The organism is Pseudomonas sp. 06C 126, from assembly GCF_001855215.1.
Lineage (GTDB): Bacteria > Pseudomonadota > Gammaproteobacteria > Pseudomonadales > Pseudomonadaceae > Aquipseudomonas > Aquipseudomonas proteolytica.
In genome coordinates this window covers 93,254-111,376 of record NZ_MIFU01000073.1, presented here as the reverse complement: position 1 = coordinate 111,376, position 18,123 = coordinate 93,254, and the positions used below count along the sequence as shown (strand labels likewise).

Annotated in this window: 14 protein-coding genes; 6 read left to right on the top strand and 8 right to left on the bottom strand. The window is 62.0% G+C overall.

Annotated elements, in window-relative coordinates; genetic code table 11:
- The first annotated feature begins 344 nt into the window (after nucleotides 1-344).
- Entirely contained in the window at nucleotides 345-1,970 is a 1,626-nt protein-coding gene (locus BHC62_RS08820) for a glucan biosynthesis protein D (protein ID WP_070994766.1), read from the top strand.
- Nucleotides 1,971-2,017: 47 nt separating this feature from the next.
- Here BHC62_RS08820 and BHC62_RS08815 read toward each other — a convergent pair whose 3' ends face one another.
- Nucleotides 2,018-2,203, bottom strand: coding sequence for a hypothetical protein (locus BHC62_RS08815; RefSeq protein WP_029296308.1), 186 nt, complete (start codon nucleotides 2,201-2,203; stop codon nucleotides 2,018-2,020).
- Nucleotides 2,204-2,456: 253 nt separating this feature from the next.
- Between BHC62_RS08815 and BHC62_RS08810 the strand changes: the two genes are divergently transcribed.
- Complete coding sequence (locus BHC62_RS08810; protein WP_070994765.1) at nucleotides 2,457-3,053, top strand: TetR/AcrR family transcriptional regulator; 597 nt, start codon at nucleotides 2,457-2,459, stop codon at nucleotides 3,051-3,053.
- A gap of 2 nt (nucleotides 3,054-3,055) precedes the next feature.
- Nucleotides 3,056-4,234, top strand: a complete 1,179-nt coding sequence (locus BHC62_RS08805; RefSeq protein ID WP_070994764.1) for a DUF418 domain-containing protein — start codon at nucleotides 3,056-3,058, stop codon at nucleotides 4,232-4,234.
- Nucleotides 4,235-4,313: 79 nt separating this feature from the next.
- On the opposite strand, the gene BHC62_RS08800 is transcribed toward BHC62_RS08805, so the two are convergent.
- The 3 genes from BHC62_RS08800 to BHC62_RS08790 all read right to left on the bottom strand — a co-directional run bounded on the left by BHC62_RS08800 (nucleotide 4,314) and on the right by BHC62_RS08790 (nucleotide 8,017).
- Nucleotides 4,314-5,420 (bottom strand): NADH:flavin oxidoreductase/NADH oxidase, encoded by a 1,107-nt coding sequence (locus tag BHC62_RS08800; protein ID WP_029296302.1) that lies wholly within the window; start codon nucleotides 5,418-5,420, stop codon nucleotides 4,314-4,316.
- Nucleotides 5,421-5,590: 170 nt separating this feature from the next.
- Nucleotides 5,591-7,300: a single-stranded-DNA-specific exonuclease RecJ gene (gene recJ, locus BHC62_RS08795; protein WP_029296300.1), complete on the bottom strand. Its 1,710-nt coding sequence runs from the start codon at nucleotides 7,298-7,300 to the stop codon at nucleotides 5,591-5,593.
- Between the two features lie 174 nt (nucleotides 7,301-7,474).
- A complete protein-coding gene (locus BHC62_RS08790) occupies nucleotides 7,475-8,017 on the bottom strand; it encodes a YaeQ family protein (protein WP_029296298.1) in 543 nt (180 codons plus the stop codon).
- A gap of 147 nt (nucleotides 8,018-8,164) precedes the next feature.
- Between BHC62_RS08790 and BHC62_RS08785 the strand changes: the two genes are divergently transcribed.
- Nucleotides 8,165-9,364: a CaiB/BaiF CoA-transferase family protein gene (locus tag BHC62_RS08785; protein ID WP_070994763.1), complete on the top strand. Its 1,200-nt coding sequence runs from the start codon at nucleotides 8,165-8,167 to the stop codon at nucleotides 9,362-9,364.
- A gap of 25 nt (nucleotides 9,365-9,389) precedes the next feature.
- Entirely contained in the window at nucleotides 9,390-10,274 is an 885-nt protein-coding gene (locus tag BHC62_RS08780; RefSeq protein ID WP_070994762.1) for a TIGR02285 family protein, read from the top strand.
- Nucleotides 10,275-10,444: 170 nt separating this feature from the next.
- On the opposite strand, the gene BHC62_RS08775 is transcribed toward BHC62_RS08780, so the two are convergent.
- Nucleotides 10,445-10,729, bottom strand: coding sequence for a DUF3509 domain-containing protein (locus BHC62_RS08775; RefSeq protein ID WP_070994768.1), 285 nt, complete (start codon nucleotides 10,727-10,729; stop codon nucleotides 10,445-10,447).
- Between the two features lie 206 nt (nucleotides 10,730-10,935).
- On the opposite strand from BHC62_RS08775, the gene BHC62_RS08770 reads away from it, so the two are divergent.
- Complete coding sequence (locus BHC62_RS08770) at nucleotides 10,936-11,598, top strand: response regulator transcription factor (protein WP_029296289.1); 663 nt, start codon at nucleotides 10,936-10,938, stop codon at nucleotides 11,596-11,598.
- A 58-nt stretch (nucleotides 11,599-11,656) separates the two neighbouring features.
- Here BHC62_RS08770 and BHC62_RS08765 read toward each other — a convergent pair whose 3' ends face one another.
- From BHC62_RS08765 to thrC, 3 genes are all read right to left on the bottom strand, one after another.
- The gene (locus BHC62_RS08765; RefSeq protein ID WP_029296287.1) at nucleotides 11,657-12,886 is read right to left on the bottom strand and encodes an EAL domain-containing protein; all 1,230 of its coding nucleotides are present in this window, start codon (nucleotides 12,884-12,886) and stop codon (nucleotides 11,657-11,659) included.
- Nucleotides 12,887-12,972: 86 nt separating this feature from the next.
- Entirely contained in the window at nucleotides 12,973-16,554 is a 3,582-nt protein-coding gene (locus BHC62_RS08760) for an ATP-binding protein (protein ID WP_070994761.1), read from the bottom strand.
- Nucleotides 16,555-16,708: 154 nt separating this feature from the next.
- Entirely contained in the window at nucleotides 16,709-18,118 is a 1,410-nt protein-coding gene (gene thrC, locus BHC62_RS08755; RefSeq protein WP_029296283.1) for a threonine synthase, read from the bottom strand.
- Between the last annotated feature and the right edge of the window lie 5 nt (nucleotides 18,119-18,123).

The following is an 18,123-nucleotide window of genomic DNA, read 5'->3' as shown; positions in this document are numbered from 1 at the left end:
GGGCATGCCGAGCCTAGGCGAGGCACCGAGTGGTGGGGCAAGAGCCCTTTGGTTACTTTGGGGCTCTTTTCCAAAGTGACCCGCCGTAAGGGCGGAACCCTAAGTGGCCGTAACCGCAGCAAACGAATATGTACTCCTCTACAGCCCCCCCTGCTGACACGTCTTGTTTCACATACAACGCCATCATCCCGCTATCAATCAATTTTCCTCGCCTACCGAACCCCTTAAGCTATCTGGCATCTGTTTACTGTCCGTTGCGTTTGGCCGAAGGCATGTCCGAACCGTTATTTCTGATCCAGCACGCGCCAGGAACGGCACGGGATTGCTCACCACAGGTTGTATTTATGCACCGCAGGAATTTGCTCAAAGCGTCCATGGCCATCGCGGCCTACACCGGACTGTCGGCCAGTGGCCTGCTCGCCGCTCAGGCCTGGGCCGGGAATCGTGCCGCCGATGGCGACGCCAAGGCGTTCGACTTCGATTGGCTCAAGCTGCAAGCCAAGCAACTGGCTGGCAAACAGTATCAGGACACGCGCCAGGTGCTGCCGCCGACCCTGGCGACCATGACCCCGCAGAATTTCAATGCCATTGGCTACGACGCCAATCATTCGTTGTGGAAAGACCTCAAAGGCCAACTGGACGTGCAGTTTTTCCACGTCGGCATGGGCTTCAAGACCCCGGTGCGCATGCACAGTGTCGACCCCAAGACCCGTCAGGCGCGGGAGGTGCATTTCCGTCCATCGCTGTTCAACTATGAAAAAACCACGGTCGATACCCAGCAGCTCAAGGGCGACCTGGGCTTTTCCGGGTTCAAGCTGTTCAAGGCTCCGGAACTGGACCGCCACGATGTGGTGTCTTTCCTCGGCGCCAGCTATTTCCGTGCGGTGGATAACACCGGCCAGTACGGTCTTTCGGCACGCGGCCTGGCCATCGATACCTACGCCAGCAAACGCGAAGAGTTCCCCGATTTCACCCAGTTCTGGTTCGAGACGCCGGACAAGGACAGCACCCGTTTCGTGGTCTACGCCCTGCTCGACTCACCGAGCGCCACTGGCGCCTACCGCTTCGACATCGATTGCCAGGCCACCCAGGTGGTGATGGCCATCGACGCCCATATCAACGCGCGGACCGCGATCCAGCAGATGGGCATCGCGCCCATGACCAGCATGTTCAGCTGCGGCACCCATGAGCGACGCATGTGCGACACCATTCACCCGCAGATCCACGATTCCGACCGCCTGGCGATGTGGCGCGGCAACGGCGAGTGGATCTGCCGCCCGCTGAACAACCCGGCCAAGCTGCAATTCAATGCCTTCGCCGATAAAGACCCGAAAGGTTTTGGCCTGGTGCAGACCGACCATGAATTCGCCAGCTACCAGGACACTGTCGACTGGTACAGCAAGCGCCCGAGCCTGTGGGTAGAACCGACCACTGCGTGGGGCGAAGGCTCTGTCGACCTGCTGGAAATCCCTACCACCGGCGAGACCATGGACAACATCGTCGCCTTCTGGACCCCAAAGAAACCGGTGGCCGCCGGCGACTCCCTGAACTTTGGCTACAAGCTCTACTGGAGCGCCCTGCCCCCGGTCAGCACGCCGCTGGCCCAGGTCAATGCCACCCGTTCCGGCATGGGCGGTTTCACCGAAGGCTGGGCACCGGGCGAGCACTACCCGCCGGTCTGGGCCCGCCGTTTTGCCGTGGATTTCAAGGGTGGTGGCCTCGACCGTCTGCCCGCAGGCACCGGCATCGAGCCTGTGGTGACCTGCTCCCATGGCGAAGTGAAAGATTTCAGTGTGCTGGTGCTCGATGACATCAAGGGCTACCGCATCCTCTTCGACTGGTACCCGACCAGCGACAGCGTGGAGCCGGTGGAAATGCGCCTGTTCATTCGCACCAATGACCGGACCTTGAGTGAAACCTGGTTGTACCAGTACTTCCCACCTGCACCGGACAAACGCAAGTACAGCTGATGCCAAACGTTCCCACGCACTGAGTGCGTGGGAACGCCGTGGCCGGGTCAAAAGCGTGAAATGCTTTTCATCGCACCAATCAAGTAGCGCATTGCAACTTGATCGTTTTCGGTCAAGGCGCGGTATTGCTCCAGCAGTTGTGCCTCATCCGAACTCAACCGACGGCCATGCAACGACAGCCTGCGGCTGAAAAAAAGCACCAGAACCCCTGTTACACCAATGGACTTGGCCATGGAATGTTTCTCCGTGTAATAAACAACAACTCCTAATGCCCATAACCCTGTCCGCGAAGTGCAATGCCTCAGCGAGCAAACAGACTGACTTCCTGGGCCAGAAGCCGCCTTACTTCAAGCGTAGAAACTATCCTGGCGCCTGTGAGATTTTTTTAGAGTATTCACTTAAATAATTCGATTGAAGCAAAAAGCTTGCGGAAAATTCTTACGCCTCATAAATTGACTGACTACTCAATTAATCAATGAGGCCGGCATGCGCACCAGTGATCCCCAACAACGCGAAAGCAAACGCATGGCCCTGTTGGACGCCGCGTCCCAGTGTTTTGCCGAGGCCGGTTTTGTCGCCACGCGCACCGCTGATATCTGCGCCCGGGCCGGTATGAGCGCGGGCAATCTGTTCCACTATTTCGCCAGCAAGCACGAGGTGTTGCTGGCGCTGGTGGCCCGCGAAGGTGCCGAGATCCAACAGGCCATGGCGCCGCTGGCCAAGGCGGCTGATCCAATGGCGCAGTTGCTGGCTTTCCTTGATCAGGTCTGCCAATTGGCCTGCGACCGCCACTATGCTGGCCTGGCGCTGGAGATCTCGGCCCTGGGTCATCGCGACGAAGCCGTGGCGCGGTTGGTAAAGGCCAATGACCGTTCCTTGCGTGACGGCCTGGAAGCACTGGTAAGGGCCGCCGACCAGGCCGGGCAATTGCACACCGCATTGAGCGTGCCCGACGCGGCCAACTGGCTGGCCGCCTTGATCGATGGCATGTTCGCCCGCGTGGCCGCCGACCCGGACTTCCACCCCGAGCAGCAGACCACGGTCCTGCAGGGCCTGGTGGTTCACCTGCTGCAGGGGCGTTGAACATGTCAGCAGCGGCCAATGCGCGCCTGGTCCAGGTCGATGCGCTGCGTGGGTTTGCCTTGTTCGGCATTCTCAGCGTCAATATCTGGGCCTTTGCCGATCCCTTCTACGCCTCGACGGCCAGCAACCCGGCCTACGCCAGCGTGCTCGATCACGGGGTGCGGTTGCTGGTGGCATTGTTGTTCGAGACCAAGTTCTACCTGCTGTTTTCCTTCCTGTTCGGCTACAGCTTCACCCTGCAAATGGCTGCCGCCGAGCGCGCCGAGGCCGCCTTCGTCCCGCGCATGCTGCGCCGGCAACTGGCACTGCTGGCATTGGGCCTGGTCCATGGAGCCCTGTTGTACTACGGGGAGATTCTCTCGACTTATGCCCTGCTGGGCCTGGTGCTGCTGGCCGCCCGCAACCTGTCAGCGGCCCGCGCCCGGCGGTGGGCAATCGGCCTGGTGGTGGTCGCCTGTGCACTGTGGATGGTGCTGGGTCTGTTGCAGGGGCTGGGAGGTGAATGGGTCGGCACGGCTCATGGCGAAGGCCAGGCAAAACTCGCCGCGTTTTCCGCCGGTGCCCTGCAGACCTTGCAATTTCATAGCCGGGAGGTGTGGGCCACGGTGCCTGCGTTATGGCTATTGCAGGGCCCCAGCGCGCTGGCGATGTTCCTGTTCGGCTACGCCGCCGGGCGACAGCAGTGGCTGGCGTCGCCACAGGCCTGGGATCCCCGTGCCCGGCGCCTGCTGCTAATCACTGCCCCACTGGGCCTGCTTGGAGCGCTGGTCTACGCCCTGACCGCCGCTTACAAACCAGGCGGCGGCCTGGAAACCTTTGCCTTCGGCCTCGGCCAACTGACGGCACCACTGCTGACAGCTGCCTATTGCCTATTGATGCTGGCGCTGTTCAACACCACCGCCGGCGCCAGGCTGTGCGCGCGCCTGGCGCCGCTGGGCAAGATGGCCTTGAGCAATTACCTCATGCAATCGATGCTGCTCGGGCTGTTGTTCACCGGCTACGGCGCTGGCTGGATCAACCAGGTCGAACCCTGGCTGCTGTTACCCATGGCGGCGGCGATTTTTATCCTGCAAATGTGGCTGAGCGCGCACTGGCTACGCCGCCATCCCTATGGGCCGTTCGAGTGGTTGTTGCGCGCCGCGACGCTACTGGCCTGGCCGAACTGGCGGCGCAGCCAATAAACACCAGGATCGTCACTCCCCGGCGACAGGCACAAACCCACCGTGATCAGCGGTGGGTCTGGGTGCCAAATGTAAACAATCAGTCGCGCAAGTCAGACTCATGAATCGGCTGGTCGCGGTGGGTCGCCCGCTGGTATTGCGCCGGCCAGATCGCCTTGCGCCCGCCCAGGTCGTCATCGGCGTGCAGCGGCCAATACGGATCACGCAGCAGTTCACGGGCAAGGAAGATGATATCGGCCTGGCAGGTGCGCAGAATATGTTCGGCCTGGGCCGGCTCGGTAATCATGCCCACCGTGCCCGTGGCCATGCCGGACTCCTTGCGCACACGCTCGGCAAAGCGCGTTTGATAACCGGGCCCCGTAGGGATTTCTGCGTTGGCCGCAGTGCCACCGGAGGATACGTCGATCAGGTCCACGCCCAGGTCTTTCAGGCGACGGGCCAGTTCCACGGTTTCATCCGGGTTCCAGCCGTCTTCCACCCAGTCGGTGGCTGATACGCGCACAAACAACGGCAGCTCTTGTGGCCACACCTCACGCACCGCTTCGGTGACTTGCAACACCAGGCGAATACGGTTTTCAAAGGAGCCGCCATATTGATCCTGGCGCTGATTGCTCAGGGGCGACAGAAACTGATGCAGCAGATATCCATGGGCGGCGTGGATTTCCACCACTTTGAAACCGGCGGTCAGGGCGCGCTTGGCGGCGGCCACAAAATCGCCAATCACCTGCCGGATTTGCCCTTCATCCAATTGCCGTGGCGCGGTGTGCTGTGGGTCGAAGGCGATGGGCGACGGGCCTACCGGCACCCAGCCGCCATCTTCGGGCTTGACGCTGCCATGCTTGCCGATCCACGGCCGGTGGGTGCTGGCCTTGCGCCCGGCGTGGGCCAGTTGAATGCCTGCCACCGCGCCTTGGGCGCTGATAAAGCGGGTGATGCGCTGCAACGGTTCAATCTGGGCATCATTCCACAGGCCCAGGTCCTGGGCGGTGATGCGGCCATCAGCGGTCACGGCGGTGGCTTCGCTGAAAATCAGGCCAGCGCCGCCGACGGCACGGCTGCCCAAGTGCACCAGGTGCCAGTCATTGGCCAGGCCATCGACGGCGGAGTACTGGCACATCGGCGAGACGGCAATGCGGTTGAGCAGGGTCAATTGGCGCAGGGTATAGGGTTCAAGCAACAGACTCATGGGGCACCTCTTCTCGTATCCGGTGGGCATTGGCTCCAGGGTTCTGTCTGACCGGTGCGCGTGACGAAAAGATGAAAGGCCCGTCCCCTTCGGGCTAAAAAACAGACAAGGTCACAAGACCAATCACACAGTGCTTAGAGACTAGTCGACAACCGGGGATTGCACAGGGTTCAGCGCGGTTCGATGTGGGCAATCATCAATTGCACGGTTTCCTGGCCGCGGAATTCGTTGACGTCCAGCTTGTAGGCCAGCTCCACCCAGCGAATGGTCGGGTTGGGCCACACTTCGCGGTCGATGCCAAAGGCAATGCCATCGAGTTTCACCGCGCCACACTCACTCTTGAGCACCACCTTGAGGTGACGCTCGCCCACCACCCGTTGCTCCACCAGTTGAAATACCCCGTGAAACAACGGCTCGGGAAAATGCTGGCCCCAGGGCCCGGCATTGCGCAGGGCGCGGGCCAGTTCCAGGTGGAATTCCTCCACGGCCAGGGTGCCATCGGACAACAGGCGCCCGGTGAGGTCTTCTTCACGCAGTTGCCGGCGCACTTCGGCGTCGAAGGCTTCGGCGAACAGCGGGAAGTTCGCTTCAGGCAAGGTCAGGCCCGCCGCCATGGCGTGGCCGCCGTATTTGGCGATCAGGTTCGGATGCTGGCTGGCCACCACCGCCAGCGCGTCGCGGATGTGGAACCCCGGCACCGAACGCCCAGAGCCCTTGAGCAGGCCATCACCGGCATCGGCAAAGGCAATGGTCGGGCGGAAATAGCGTTCTTTCATACGCGAGGCGAGGATCCCGATGACCCCCTGGTGCCACTCCGGGTCGAACAGGCACAGGCCGAATGGCATCGACTCCACCGGCAAGTCCTTGAGCTGGGCCAGGGCTTCGCGCTGCATGCCCTGCTCGATGGCCTTGCGGTCCTGGTTCATGCCATCCAGTTGCGCGGCCATTTCCCGGGCCTGGGCGAAGTCGCTGGTGAGCAGGCATTCGATGCCCAGGCTCATGTCATCCAGGCGCCCGGCCGCGTTGAGCCGCGGGCCGAGAATAAAGCCCAGGTCGGTGGAGGTGATACGCGCAGCGTCGCGCTTGGCCACTTCGAGGATCGCCTTGATGCCCGGCCGCGCACGCCCGGCGCGGATCCGTTCCAGGCCCTGGTAGACCAGGATGCGGTTGTTGGCATCCAGCGGTACCACGTCGGCCACACTGCCCAGGGCCACCAGGTCGAGCAACTCGCCGATATTGGGCTGCGGCTGTTTGTCGTACCAACCCAAGCTGCGCAAACGCGCGCGCAAGGCCATCAACACGTAGAAAATCACCCCCACGCCGGCCAGGGCCTTGCTGGGGAATGTGCAGCCGGGTTGGTTCGGGTTGACGATGGCATCGGCCGCCGGCAGTTCATCGCCGGGCAAGTGGTGGTCGGTGACCAGCACCTTGAGCCCCGCCGCCTTCGCCGCCGCCACGCCTTCGACACTGGAGATGCCGTTGTCCACGGTGATCAGCAACTGCGGCTCGCGCTGCAAGGCCACGGCGACGATTTCCGGGGTCAGGCCATAGCCATATTCGAAGCGGTTGGGCACCAGGTAATCGACATGGGCGGCCCCGAGCAAGCGCAGGCCGAGGGTGCCCACGGTACTGGCTGTAGCGCCATCGGCATCGAAGTCGCCGACGATCAGGATCCGCTGGCGTTGTTCCAGGGCCGTCACCAGCAAGTCCACGGCGGCATCGATCCCTTTGAGCTGCTGATACGGAATCAACCGCGCCAGGCTCTTATCCAGCTCATCCTGCGAGGTCACGCCACGGGCGGCGTAGAGACGGGTCAGCAACGGTGGCAATTCACCGAGGAACGGCAGGACAGCGGGCAATGGGCGGGGATCGATACGCATGGGGTGATGGGGGCTTCTGTGCAATACAACGGTTAAAAAAAACTACCAGGAACGACGAACATCAAATGCGGGAGCGGGCTTGCCCGCGATTGCGATATGTCAGTCGGCTTATCTTTAACTGATCCACCGCTATCGCGGGCAAGCCCGCTCCCACACGAGCCCGGCTCTACATCATCAGCCGCGTTCGCCGACCAGCCACTGCAGTTGCACTTCGTGCTGGCCGCGGTCATCGGTGACGAAGATCGTGCCTTCGCTGATCATCACATCCCACTTGATCACCCGTGGCATGTCCTTGGCCAGGATTTCCAGGATTTCCTGGGGCACGGCGGCGATATGTACGTTTTTCAGGTTGTTGGCCACCGGCACCACCTTGCCTTCCCACACCCGCAGGCTGCCGTAGGCCAGCAGGCTGGTACGTTCGGTGCGACGCGAACACCAGGTCAGGCGGTCGGCATCGGGCTGGCCGACTTCGATCCAGTGCAGGACCCGATCATCCAGGCTTTTTTCCCACAGCGCTGGTTCGTCTACATCTGACAGTCCACGACCAAACGACAACTGCTCGTTGTACCAAAGGGCGTAGGCCAGCAGACGCACGGTCATGCGCTCTTCGGTTTCCGACGGGTGACGGGCGATGGTTTGCTTGACGCTCTCGTACACCGAACGATCGAGGTCGGTCAGGTTGAGTTCAAACTTGTAGGTCGTGGACGGCTGGGCCATGAACGGACTTCTAGAGACAGGAAAAGGCGGCCAGTCTAACCGATGGCGGGGTCATTCAACGAATCCTGCGCTGCATCATCCTTATCCCTGGGGCGCTCGCCTATGTTAAAAGGCAATACACACCTGCCTGCGCTTGTAAGGAACCTCATGTCGTTTACCGCCAAACCGCTTGCCGGCCTGAAAGTCATCGAACTGGGCACACTGATCGCCGGCCCGTTCGCCTCGCGCATCTGCGCCGAGTTCGGGGCCGACGTGATCAAGGTCGAATCCCCTGACGGCGGCGACCCGCTGCGCAAATGGCGCAAGCTGTATGAAGGCACCTCGCTGTGGTGGTTCGTGCAGGCACGCAATAAAAAGTCCCTGACCCTGAACCTCAAGCATCCGGACGGCCTGGCGATCCTCAAGCAACTGCTGGCAGACGCCGACATCCTGATCGAGAACTTCCGCCCCGGCGTCCTCGAAAAACTCGGCCTGGATTGGGACACCCTGCATGCCCTGAACCCCAAGCTGGTGATGGTCCGGCTCTCGGGTTTTGGCCAGACCGGGCCGATGAAGGATCAACCGGGCTTCGGCGCGGTCGGTGAGTCCATGGGTGGCCTGCGCTACATCACCGGTTTCGAGGACCGCCCGCCGGTGCGCACCGGGATTTCCATTGGCGACTCCATCGCCGCGCTGTGGGCGGTGATTGGCGCACTGATGGCCTTGCGGCATCGCGAGATCAACGGCGGCCTGGGCCAAGTGGTGGATGTGGCGTTGTATGAAGCCATCTTCGCGATGATGGAAAGCATGATCCCGGAGTTCGATGTGTTCGGGTTTATCCGCGAGCGCACCGGCAACATCATGCCGGGCATTACCCCGTCATCGATCCATACCACCGCCGATGGCAAGCACGTGCAAATTGGCGCCAATGGCGATGCGATCTTCAAGCGCTTCATGCTGGCGGTCGGTCGTGAGGACCTGGCCAATGACCCACAACTGGCCAGCAACGATGGCCGCGATAGCCGGCGCGACGAGCTGTACGGCGTGATCGACCGCTGGGTCAACAGCTTGTCACTTGAGCAGGTGGTGGAGCAGTTGAACCTGGCCGAAGTACCGGCCAGCCGGATCTACAGCGCCGAAGATATGCTGGGCGACCCGCAATACCTGGCCCGGGAAATGTTCCTCAAGGCCCAACTGCCCGACGGCAAGGATTTCAAGATGCCCGGCATCGTGCCCAAGCTGTCGGACACCCCTGGCAGTTGTGAGTGGGTCGGGCCACAGCTGGGTGAGCACAATGCCGTGATTCTGCAAGCCCTGGGTTACGACAGCAACGCCGTGGCCCATTTGCGCAAGGAGGGCGCGATCTGATGCAGCTCGGAGCACGTTCAAGATAATGGCCGCCCGTTTCATCAGGGCGCTGCGGCGCCTATGGCTCACCGCCCCGCTGCTCGTGGCGCTGCCGCTATCGAGCCAGGCACAGGAAACGTTGACCTGGCTGGTGCGCGACCTGCCGCCGATGACTATCTTCGACGGCCCGCAAAAGGATCAGGGCAGCATTGATAAAATGCTGCCGTTATTGATCGAGCGCCTGCCGCAATATCGCCACCAGATCCTGCACGTCAATCGCGCCCGTGGCATCCAAATGCTCAATGCGCCCTCCTTCACCTGCGATCCCTCGCTGGTATGGACACCCGCGCGGGCCAAGAACATTGTCTTTTCCACACCGGCATTTGCCGTGTTGAGCAATGGCATCGCGATTCGCCGTAACCGACAGGACGCCCTGGCAAGCTATGTGGTTGACGGCAAATTCGATCTGGCGCGGTTTCTTGGTGCGCAGCAGACACGTCTTGGGATTGTCGCCGAGCGTAGCTATGGACCCGGGATTGACGAACAGTTGATCCACGCTGATCCACTGGAGCTGACCCCCCACTACGGCAACGATGCACTGGGCAGTTTGCTGCAGATGCAGCGCCTGGGGCGGCTGGAAGCGGTGTTGGGCTACTGGACGGAAATCCGCTACCAGGCCACGCAACAAGGCATGGATTCCCAGGACCTGGTGTTCTATCCGATCAAGGGCATGCCGCGCTATCAGCGGATCCATATCGGTTGCTCGAACACCCCGCTGGGACGCCAGGCCATCAGCCATATCAACCGCGAGTTGCAGAATATTCCCCAGGCAGCGCTGCTTGAGTCCTACGCCAACAGGCTGGACCCGCTGATGCGCGAGCAATACCTCAGGGACAACCCGCGGTTTTTCAGCGAAACACCGCCGCCTTGATAAATTTTTGGCAAAAAGAAACCCCGAGCAGTGGGGAGACAACTCGGGGTTAAACGTGGCCTACAAAGACCAGTACAACAAGCTACAAGCACCGGAGCACAATGCTTGATCCTGCTGTTACAACGTCTGACTCGCCTTCCTGTAGGAAGTTTCCAAAGATAAAACTTTGTTCATGCCTGGACGGTGATGCGTGTCTGGGCGGCGTTGCGCAAGGCTGCGATCACCGAGGGTTCCAGGCGCCCTTCGGCGATTTTCAGGTCGCGGTGCAGGCAATCCACCACGTCCACCAGGGCGCGCTTGTCGGTCAATTGCCCGCGATCCACCTCGCGTTCAACCACGATAGCGCCCGTCGGGCTCTTCACCGTCACCAGGCACTCGCCGTGTACACCCGAGGTGGTCAGCGTGACCTGATAAGGGCTCAGCGCTTCACCGAGCAATAGGCTGATACTTTCCATCTCGATCACCACTCAATCATGAGAAAAAGAAATAACCACTGTAGGAACGCCGCTCGGAAACAAGCTCGCTCCTACAGGTAAATGACCGTCGTCCAAAGCACAAAGTTCGCCTTTGGGCTGAGTCAATCGAGCATGCATGGCAAATATGACAGAGAGAAAACAGCCGCTGACAGGCTAGAATCTCCTGATTATTGCCGGAGTCCACCGTGAGAGACGCGTCTGAACAGCCCTTGCGTATTGTCATCGCCGACGATCATCCGATTTTCCTGATCGGTTTGCGGGCAGTGCTGGAGCGTGATGAGCAGGTGCGCATCGTCGGTGAGGCCAACTCGCCCCAGGCCCTCGCGGCCCTGCTGCAACGCTGCCCCTGCGATGTACTGGTCACCGATTTCATGATGCCCGCCGAACCCCAGGCCGACGGCCTGCGCCTGATCGAGCACCTGCGCCGGCATTACCCCGACCTGCCCCTGGTGGTGGTGACCATGCTCAACAATGCCGGCCTGTTCAACTCGATCCTGGAGCTTGGGGTCATGGGCCTGTTGAGCAAGGCCAGCCTGGCCGACGAACTCCCCGAGGCCATCGCCCAGGTGCGCCAGCGGCGGCCCTATGTGGCTCGCACTATCCAACAGGCCTTGGCCCTGGCAGGCGCAGTGGGGGCTGATCGCCTGCACTCGCAGCATCAGCTGTCACCCAGGGAACTGGAAGTGATCCGCTTGCTGGCAGGCGGCAAGACCGTGGGCGAGATTGCCGCGCACCTCAATCGCAGCAAGCAGACCGTCAGCGCACAGAAAGTCAGTGCCATGCGCAAGCTGGGGCTGATCAGTGATGCCGCGTTGTTCATCTACGTGCAGGAACACGGGTTGGCATAGGTTTGCCACCTGAAGTCCTGCGCAGGATTTTCGACCGCTATCGCCGGCAAGCCGGCGCCTACAGGGCAATCGCGGTAGATTGCGCCAGCCAGTGTTGCAGCACCTGGGCGCTCATCGGATGGGCAATCAGGCAACCCTGTAGCCATGCCGACCCCAGCGCGCGCACCGCGTCGCGGTCGGCGGGGGTTTCAATCCCGGTCACCACCACGCCGACCCCCAGGTGCCCGGCCATGCTCATGGCGCCGGCAACCACCGCGCATTTGCGCTCGTCGCCCGCCATCCCGCTGGCAAACGCCGGGGGAATCTTCAACTCGGTGAAGGGCAACTCCAGCAAACGCTGCAGGCTGGTACCGCCGATGCCGAAATCGCCAATGGACAGCTTGCAGCCGATCATCCGCAGGCGCAGCAACCCAGTGACATGGGCGCTGTCGGTCTTCAGGCGCGAGGTTTCCACCAGTTCCAGGGTGAGGTTGCGCGCGGGTACCGCATAGCGTTGCAGCAGCCCTTGCAGGGCCAGCGCGAAATGCTCCTGCTCCAGCAGCCGCCCGGGAATGTTGACCGACACCGGCAGCTCCCGACCCGTGTCCCGGGTCACCTGGGCGCAAAGCTGCAACACCTGCTCCAGCACGTACCAGGTAAACGCCTGCTCCAGCCCCGCCAACTCCAGCAACGGCAGAAACTCACTGGGCATCAACTGGCCATGCTCCGGGTCTTGCCAGCGTGCCAACGCCTCCACGCCTTGCAGGTCACCGGCCTGGCTGACGATGGGCTGGTAGCAGACACTGGCGTAGCGCTCGATGGCCGCCTCGCCGACTTCGGCGCACAGTTGCTCGGTTGCGAACTCACTCACCCCCAGCATCTGGCGTACGCGATCCCAGGACAACGCCTGCGGGCTAGGTCGCAAGCGCTGCCGGCACGCCTCGAGCATTTGCCCGATGGCAGTGGCGGAAGCCGGCTTGGGCATGCACCCCAGCACGTTGAGCCCCGCCTGGCGCGCCATGTTGGCCACGCCATCCAGTACATCGGGATCGGCGTCGCTCAACAGGACCAGCACCTGGGCCTGGCCGTGTTCAGCCATTTCGCGGATCAGCCCCAGTGAGTCGCCATGCTCCAGATACAAATCGCAGATGGCGATATCCACCGGGCCCTTGCTCGCCAGCGACTGGCGGGCGACCTCAACGCTGTCGGCCGTGAGTACGTTGAACACGCCGTTGGCATTGAGCATCTGGTGCAGGGCCATGAGCTGGAACGGATGGTCTTCGAGAATCAGGACTTTGAGTGAGCGCATGGGAAACTCTGGGGCTACGTGCAAGATCGTTACATTAGCCAAAACCCGCGCAAGCCCCCATAGGACGCGTCCTATTCTTTCACCTATTATTCTTGCGCCTGTAGATAAGGCCGGATTTCTTGCTGCAACACCCCCATGGTCGCGGACAAGGTTTGCCAGTGCTGCGCCAGTTCATCGTCACGGTGCTCCCGGGCACTGGTTTCGACGGCGATGCAGGCCTTGGCCAATGGCAGCGCATCCACCAGGCAACAAATGCCCTTGAGACGATGCAGGCTGGCCCGCAACTGCGCCAGGTCGCGCTCGGCCATGGCGCTGCCCAACAAGCGGTGCTCGTGCTCAAGGTTGTTCGCCAGCTCCTGCAACATGCTTTGCAGGATCGGCCCGTCGGCCTGGGTCATCTTGCGCAGGGCCTGCAGGTCGAAGGCAGGTACGGCCGTGACCCGGGCCAATACCTGGGTCCATTGCTCCAGGGTCACCGGCTTGACCAGCAGCACATCCATACCCGCCTGCCGGCCGCGTTGCCCTTCGTCTTCCTGGGCATCGGCGGTGCAACCCACCAACGCGCAACGCGGGCGCTGCTCCTGGGCTTCTATCTGGCGAATGGCCTCGGCCAGGGCATAACCCGACATACCCGGCATATGACAATCGGTCACCAGCACGTCGAACGCCTCGCTGCGCCAACGTTGCAATGCCGCCTCGGCACTATTGAGGGCCACCACCTGATGCCCGAGAAATTGCAACTGCTGGGCCAGCACCAGGCGGTTGGCCGGCAGGTCGTCGACAATCAGCACCGACAATGCCCGGCCCGGTGCCTGCACAGGCACGGCGGCGGCTGGCGCGGGCAGGTCGTCACTGCCGACCCGGTCCAGGCGCAGGTCGATGCACACGGTGGTGCCTTCGCCCAAGGCACTGTGCAGGGTGATCTCCCCACCCATCAAGTCCACCAGTTGCTGGCAGATGCTCAAGCCCAACCCGGTGCCGCCATGCTCGGCCGCTGTCAGCGGGCTGCCCTGGATAAACGGCTTGAACACCCGGGCCTGCTGTTCAACGCTGATACCGGGCCCGGTGTCTTCGACGCACAGGTGCAGGTATTCATGACCGTCACCATCCACCTGGCAGGCCACACGCAGGCGCACTTCTCCGTGCTGCGTGAATTTCAGCGCATTGCCCAGCAGGTTATGCATGACCTGGCGCAGGCGTAGCGGGTCGAACCAATAGAAGCCTTGCGCCTGGGGATCAAACGCCAGGGTCAGGTGCAGGCCCTTTTTCTGCGCGGTGGCTTCAAACAGTCGCTGGATGCCTTCAAAGAAACCTTTCAGGTCGGTGGTCTGTGGCGCCAGTTGCAGGTGGCCGGCTTCGATCTTCGCCAGGTCCAGGCTATCGCCCATCAAGGCGATCAGTTCCCGTGCCGAACGATGGGCCACCTGCAGCGCCTCGGAGACAGGCGCCCCCGAGGCCAGGGCGCGTTCCTGCTCCAGTTCGAGCAGGCCGATAATCGCCGTCATCGGTGTACGGATCTCATGGCTGAGGTTCGACACAAAGGCGCTCTTGGCGTAGTTCGCGGCATCAGCGGCGCGCCGTGCGTCCATCAGTTGGGTTTCCAGGACCTTGCGCTCGTTGATATCCACCCAACCGCCAAGCAAGCCCTGCAACTGACCCTTGGCGTCATAAAACGGCACGGTCCATTGATAGACGTGGGCAATGCCGCCGTTGAACTCCAACTGGCGGTCGACAAACAACGACTGCTGTGTGGCCAGTTGCTCCATATGCCCGATATGCAGGCGCCAGGCCGTGGTGTCAGGCAGCACTGCGCTCTGTGGCAGGGTCAGGCCGCGAATCAGCTCCAGCCGGGTGGACATCTGTTGCTCATAGCTTTTGTTGCAGGTGACCAGGCGGCCAGCAAGATCGCGCACAAATACGGGGTTGGGGATACCGTCGAGCAAGGCCCGCTTGAAGGCCAACTGGTCATTGAGCCGCCGCTCGGCCTCGACCCGCTGGCGGATCTGGCGCTTGAGCCGGCTGTTCCAGACCAGCGACATCAGCACCAACAGCAGCGCCGTGGCGACCGTCCAGTAGGCCCACGACGGCACCCGCTGCCAGGCGGGCACCGGGACTGCCACCGCGCCCATCCAACGCAAGCGCAAAGCGCTCAGTTCAGCCACCGGCAAGGCCTCCAGGGCCTTGTTCAAAATACTCAGCAACTCGGGATGGTCCTTGCGTACGGCCAGGCTGTCACTGGACCACTTGCCATCGACGCTGCGACCGACCCGCAACTCATCGGTCGGGTAACTCTGTACCTCCACTTCACTCTGGATGGTCGCGTCGGCGTCTCCCCGGGCCACCAAGGCGCGGGCCTCGATGTAGTTGGGCACCAGGCGCAGGCGGATCTCTGGGTATTGGCGACGGATATAGGCCTCCAGCACATGCCGCGCGGGCAACGCCAAGACCTTGCCCGAGAGGTGGCTCAGGTTGATCACCGGCGACGCATCGACCCGTTCGACAAACACCCAGCCGGCGCCGCCAAAACCATGGCTGAAATCGAGAAAGCGCCGGCGCTCGGTATTTTCCACCAGGGTGGTACTCATGTCCGCACCGTGGGTTTCCAGGAGTTCCAGGGTTTGCGCGGTAGAAAACACTTCCTCGAGGACAAACTGCACACCGGTCATGCGTGACAGGCGATTAAGCAGATCGATATTCATCCCTACCCAGCGGCCATCCTTGTCCTTGAATACATATGGCGAGTATTGCTGGGCCGCCACCACTACCTGGGGATGGCGCAGCATCCAGGCCTGCTCGGCGGCGGTCAGGGGGATACGCTCACCGTCAACGTCCACCCCCAGGCCGGTGGTCCAGCGAGCGAGAATTTCGCGGCGTACCGAGTCATCGATGCTGTGCAGCGCGCGGTCCATCATCCGGCCCAACAAGGGGTCGGCCTGGCGTGTGGCGAAGGCAAAGCCAATCGGCGCCAGGCGGCTCTGCTCCTTGATCTGCATCCCCAGGTAGGGGCGCAGGGACTTGTAGGCGCGCACGATCACTTCATTGCCGATAAACGCATCCACATCGCCCTGGGCCAAGGCTTCCAGGCCGCTGTAGAGGTTGGGCGCGAGCATGATGTGGCTTTGCGGGTACGCCGCATGCACGTTCTTGACGTTGGCGTAGCCATCAAGCAACACGACCTTCTTATCCTTGAGATCGTCTTGCAGAACGTCGTCAGTACGCACCACGACCACTGAACGATCCGGCATATAGTCCGGGGTAAAGGCCAGGCCGGGCACATCCCGCTCGTAGCCGTTGGCACTGGTGAGGATATCAATAGCGCCGCTGCGCAACGCCTCCACCGCCTGGGCCCGCTCTGCAAAACCCATCACTTGCATCGGCACGCCGAGCCGCGCGCCCACCAGGCTCAAGTAATCGGCGCTGATACCCTGGTAGCGATTGTGATCACGGGTGATATCGATGGGTTGGTAATCATCGATAGAGATCCCCACTTTCAAGGTGCGATGCTGTGCCAGCCACTGCCGTTCGGCGGGCGCCAGGGTCATGGGCGGCAGGGTGATAAACGCCGGCACCAGATTGAACGGCAGGCTGACGGCGGCCAGGCTGACGGGCAGTTGGCCGAGCAGGAGCAGGCTCAGTAGGCACTGGCGCCATCGGGTCGTGAACGGCACCTTGTGGGCTTCCTTGTTGGTTGTTATCGGGTGTGCTGCGGTAACGGCGCTAAGGATCAACTCCCACCTGTGGCTGTGTCCCCGCCCAAGAAAAACGGCGCCGGCCCATTTCTGGACAAGCGCCGTTTTCATTACGCGAGCAGCACTCCTGGACTCAGAGCGGCTTCCCACGATTGCCATGCTGGCTGACAAACGCCTGGATGGCTTTGAGGTCGTTAGGCAGCACGGTGCAACGCTCTTCACGCTCGAACAGGTCAGCCAGGTGCGGCGGCAGTTCCAGGGCTTTGCCGACACCGGCCTTCTGCACCGCTTCGGGGAATTTCACCGGGTGGGCCGTGCCGAGGATGACCATCGGGATATCCAGGCTACGGCGGCATTCGCGCGCGGCCTTGACGCCAATGGCGGTGTGCGGGTCCAGCAGCTCGCCGGTCTGGGCATAGACTTCGGCGATGGTCTCGCAGGTCTGGGCATCGTCCACGGCCAGGGAGTCGAACAGCTTGCGGGTTTCGGTCCAGCGTTCCTGGTCGACGCTGAAACCGCCACCCTGCTTGAAGCTGTCCATCAGGCCGGCCAGGGCTGCGCCGTTGCGACCGTGCATGTCGAACAGCAAACGCTCGAAGTTCGACGAGACCATGATGTCCATCGACGGCGACAGGGTCGCGTGCAGGGTTTCCTTGACGTACTGGTTGCCACTCATGAAGCGGTGCAGGATGTCGTTGCGGTTGGTGGCGACGATCAATTGGTTGATCGGCAGGCCCATGTTGCGCGCCAGGTAGCCGGCGAAGATATCGCCGAAGTTGCCGGTCGGCACCGAGAACGACACCGAACGCGCCGGCCCGCCCAGCTGCAGCGAGGCGTGGAAGTAGTAAACGATCTGGGCCATGATCCGCGCCCAGTTGATCGAGTTCACCGCTACCAGGCGCGTGCCCTTGAGGAAGCTCTGGTCGGCAAAGCTGGCCTTGACCATTTCCTGGCAGTCATCGAAGTTGCCTTCGACGGCGATGTTGTGGATGTTCTCGCCAAAGATAGTGGTCATCTGCCGGCGCTGCACGTCCGAGACACGGTTGTGCGGGTGCAGGATGAAAATGTCGACGTTTTCGCAGTGCTTGCAGCCTTCGATGGCCGCCGAGCCGGTATCACCGGAGGTGGCACCGATGATCACCACGCGTTCGCCGCGTTTCTCCAGCACGTAGTCCAGCAGGCGACCGAGCAGTTGCAGGGCGAAATCCTTGAACGCCAGGGTCGGGCCGTGGAACAGCTCCAGCACCCATTCGTTGCCGTTCAGTTGGCGCAACGGAGCGATGGCGTTGTGGGAGAACACGCCGTAGGTTTCTTCGAGGATCTTTTTGAAATCGGCATCGGGGATGCTGCCGGTGACGAACGGGCGCATGACCCGGAACGCCAGCTCGTGGTACGGCAGGCCGGCCCAGGAGGCGATTTCTTCCTGGGTGAAACGTGGCAGGTTTTCCGGCACGTACAGACCGCCGTCGGTGGCGAGGCCTGCGAGCAGGACGTCTTCGAAATTCAGGGCCGGTGCCTGGCCGCGGGTGCTGATGTAACGCATGACTG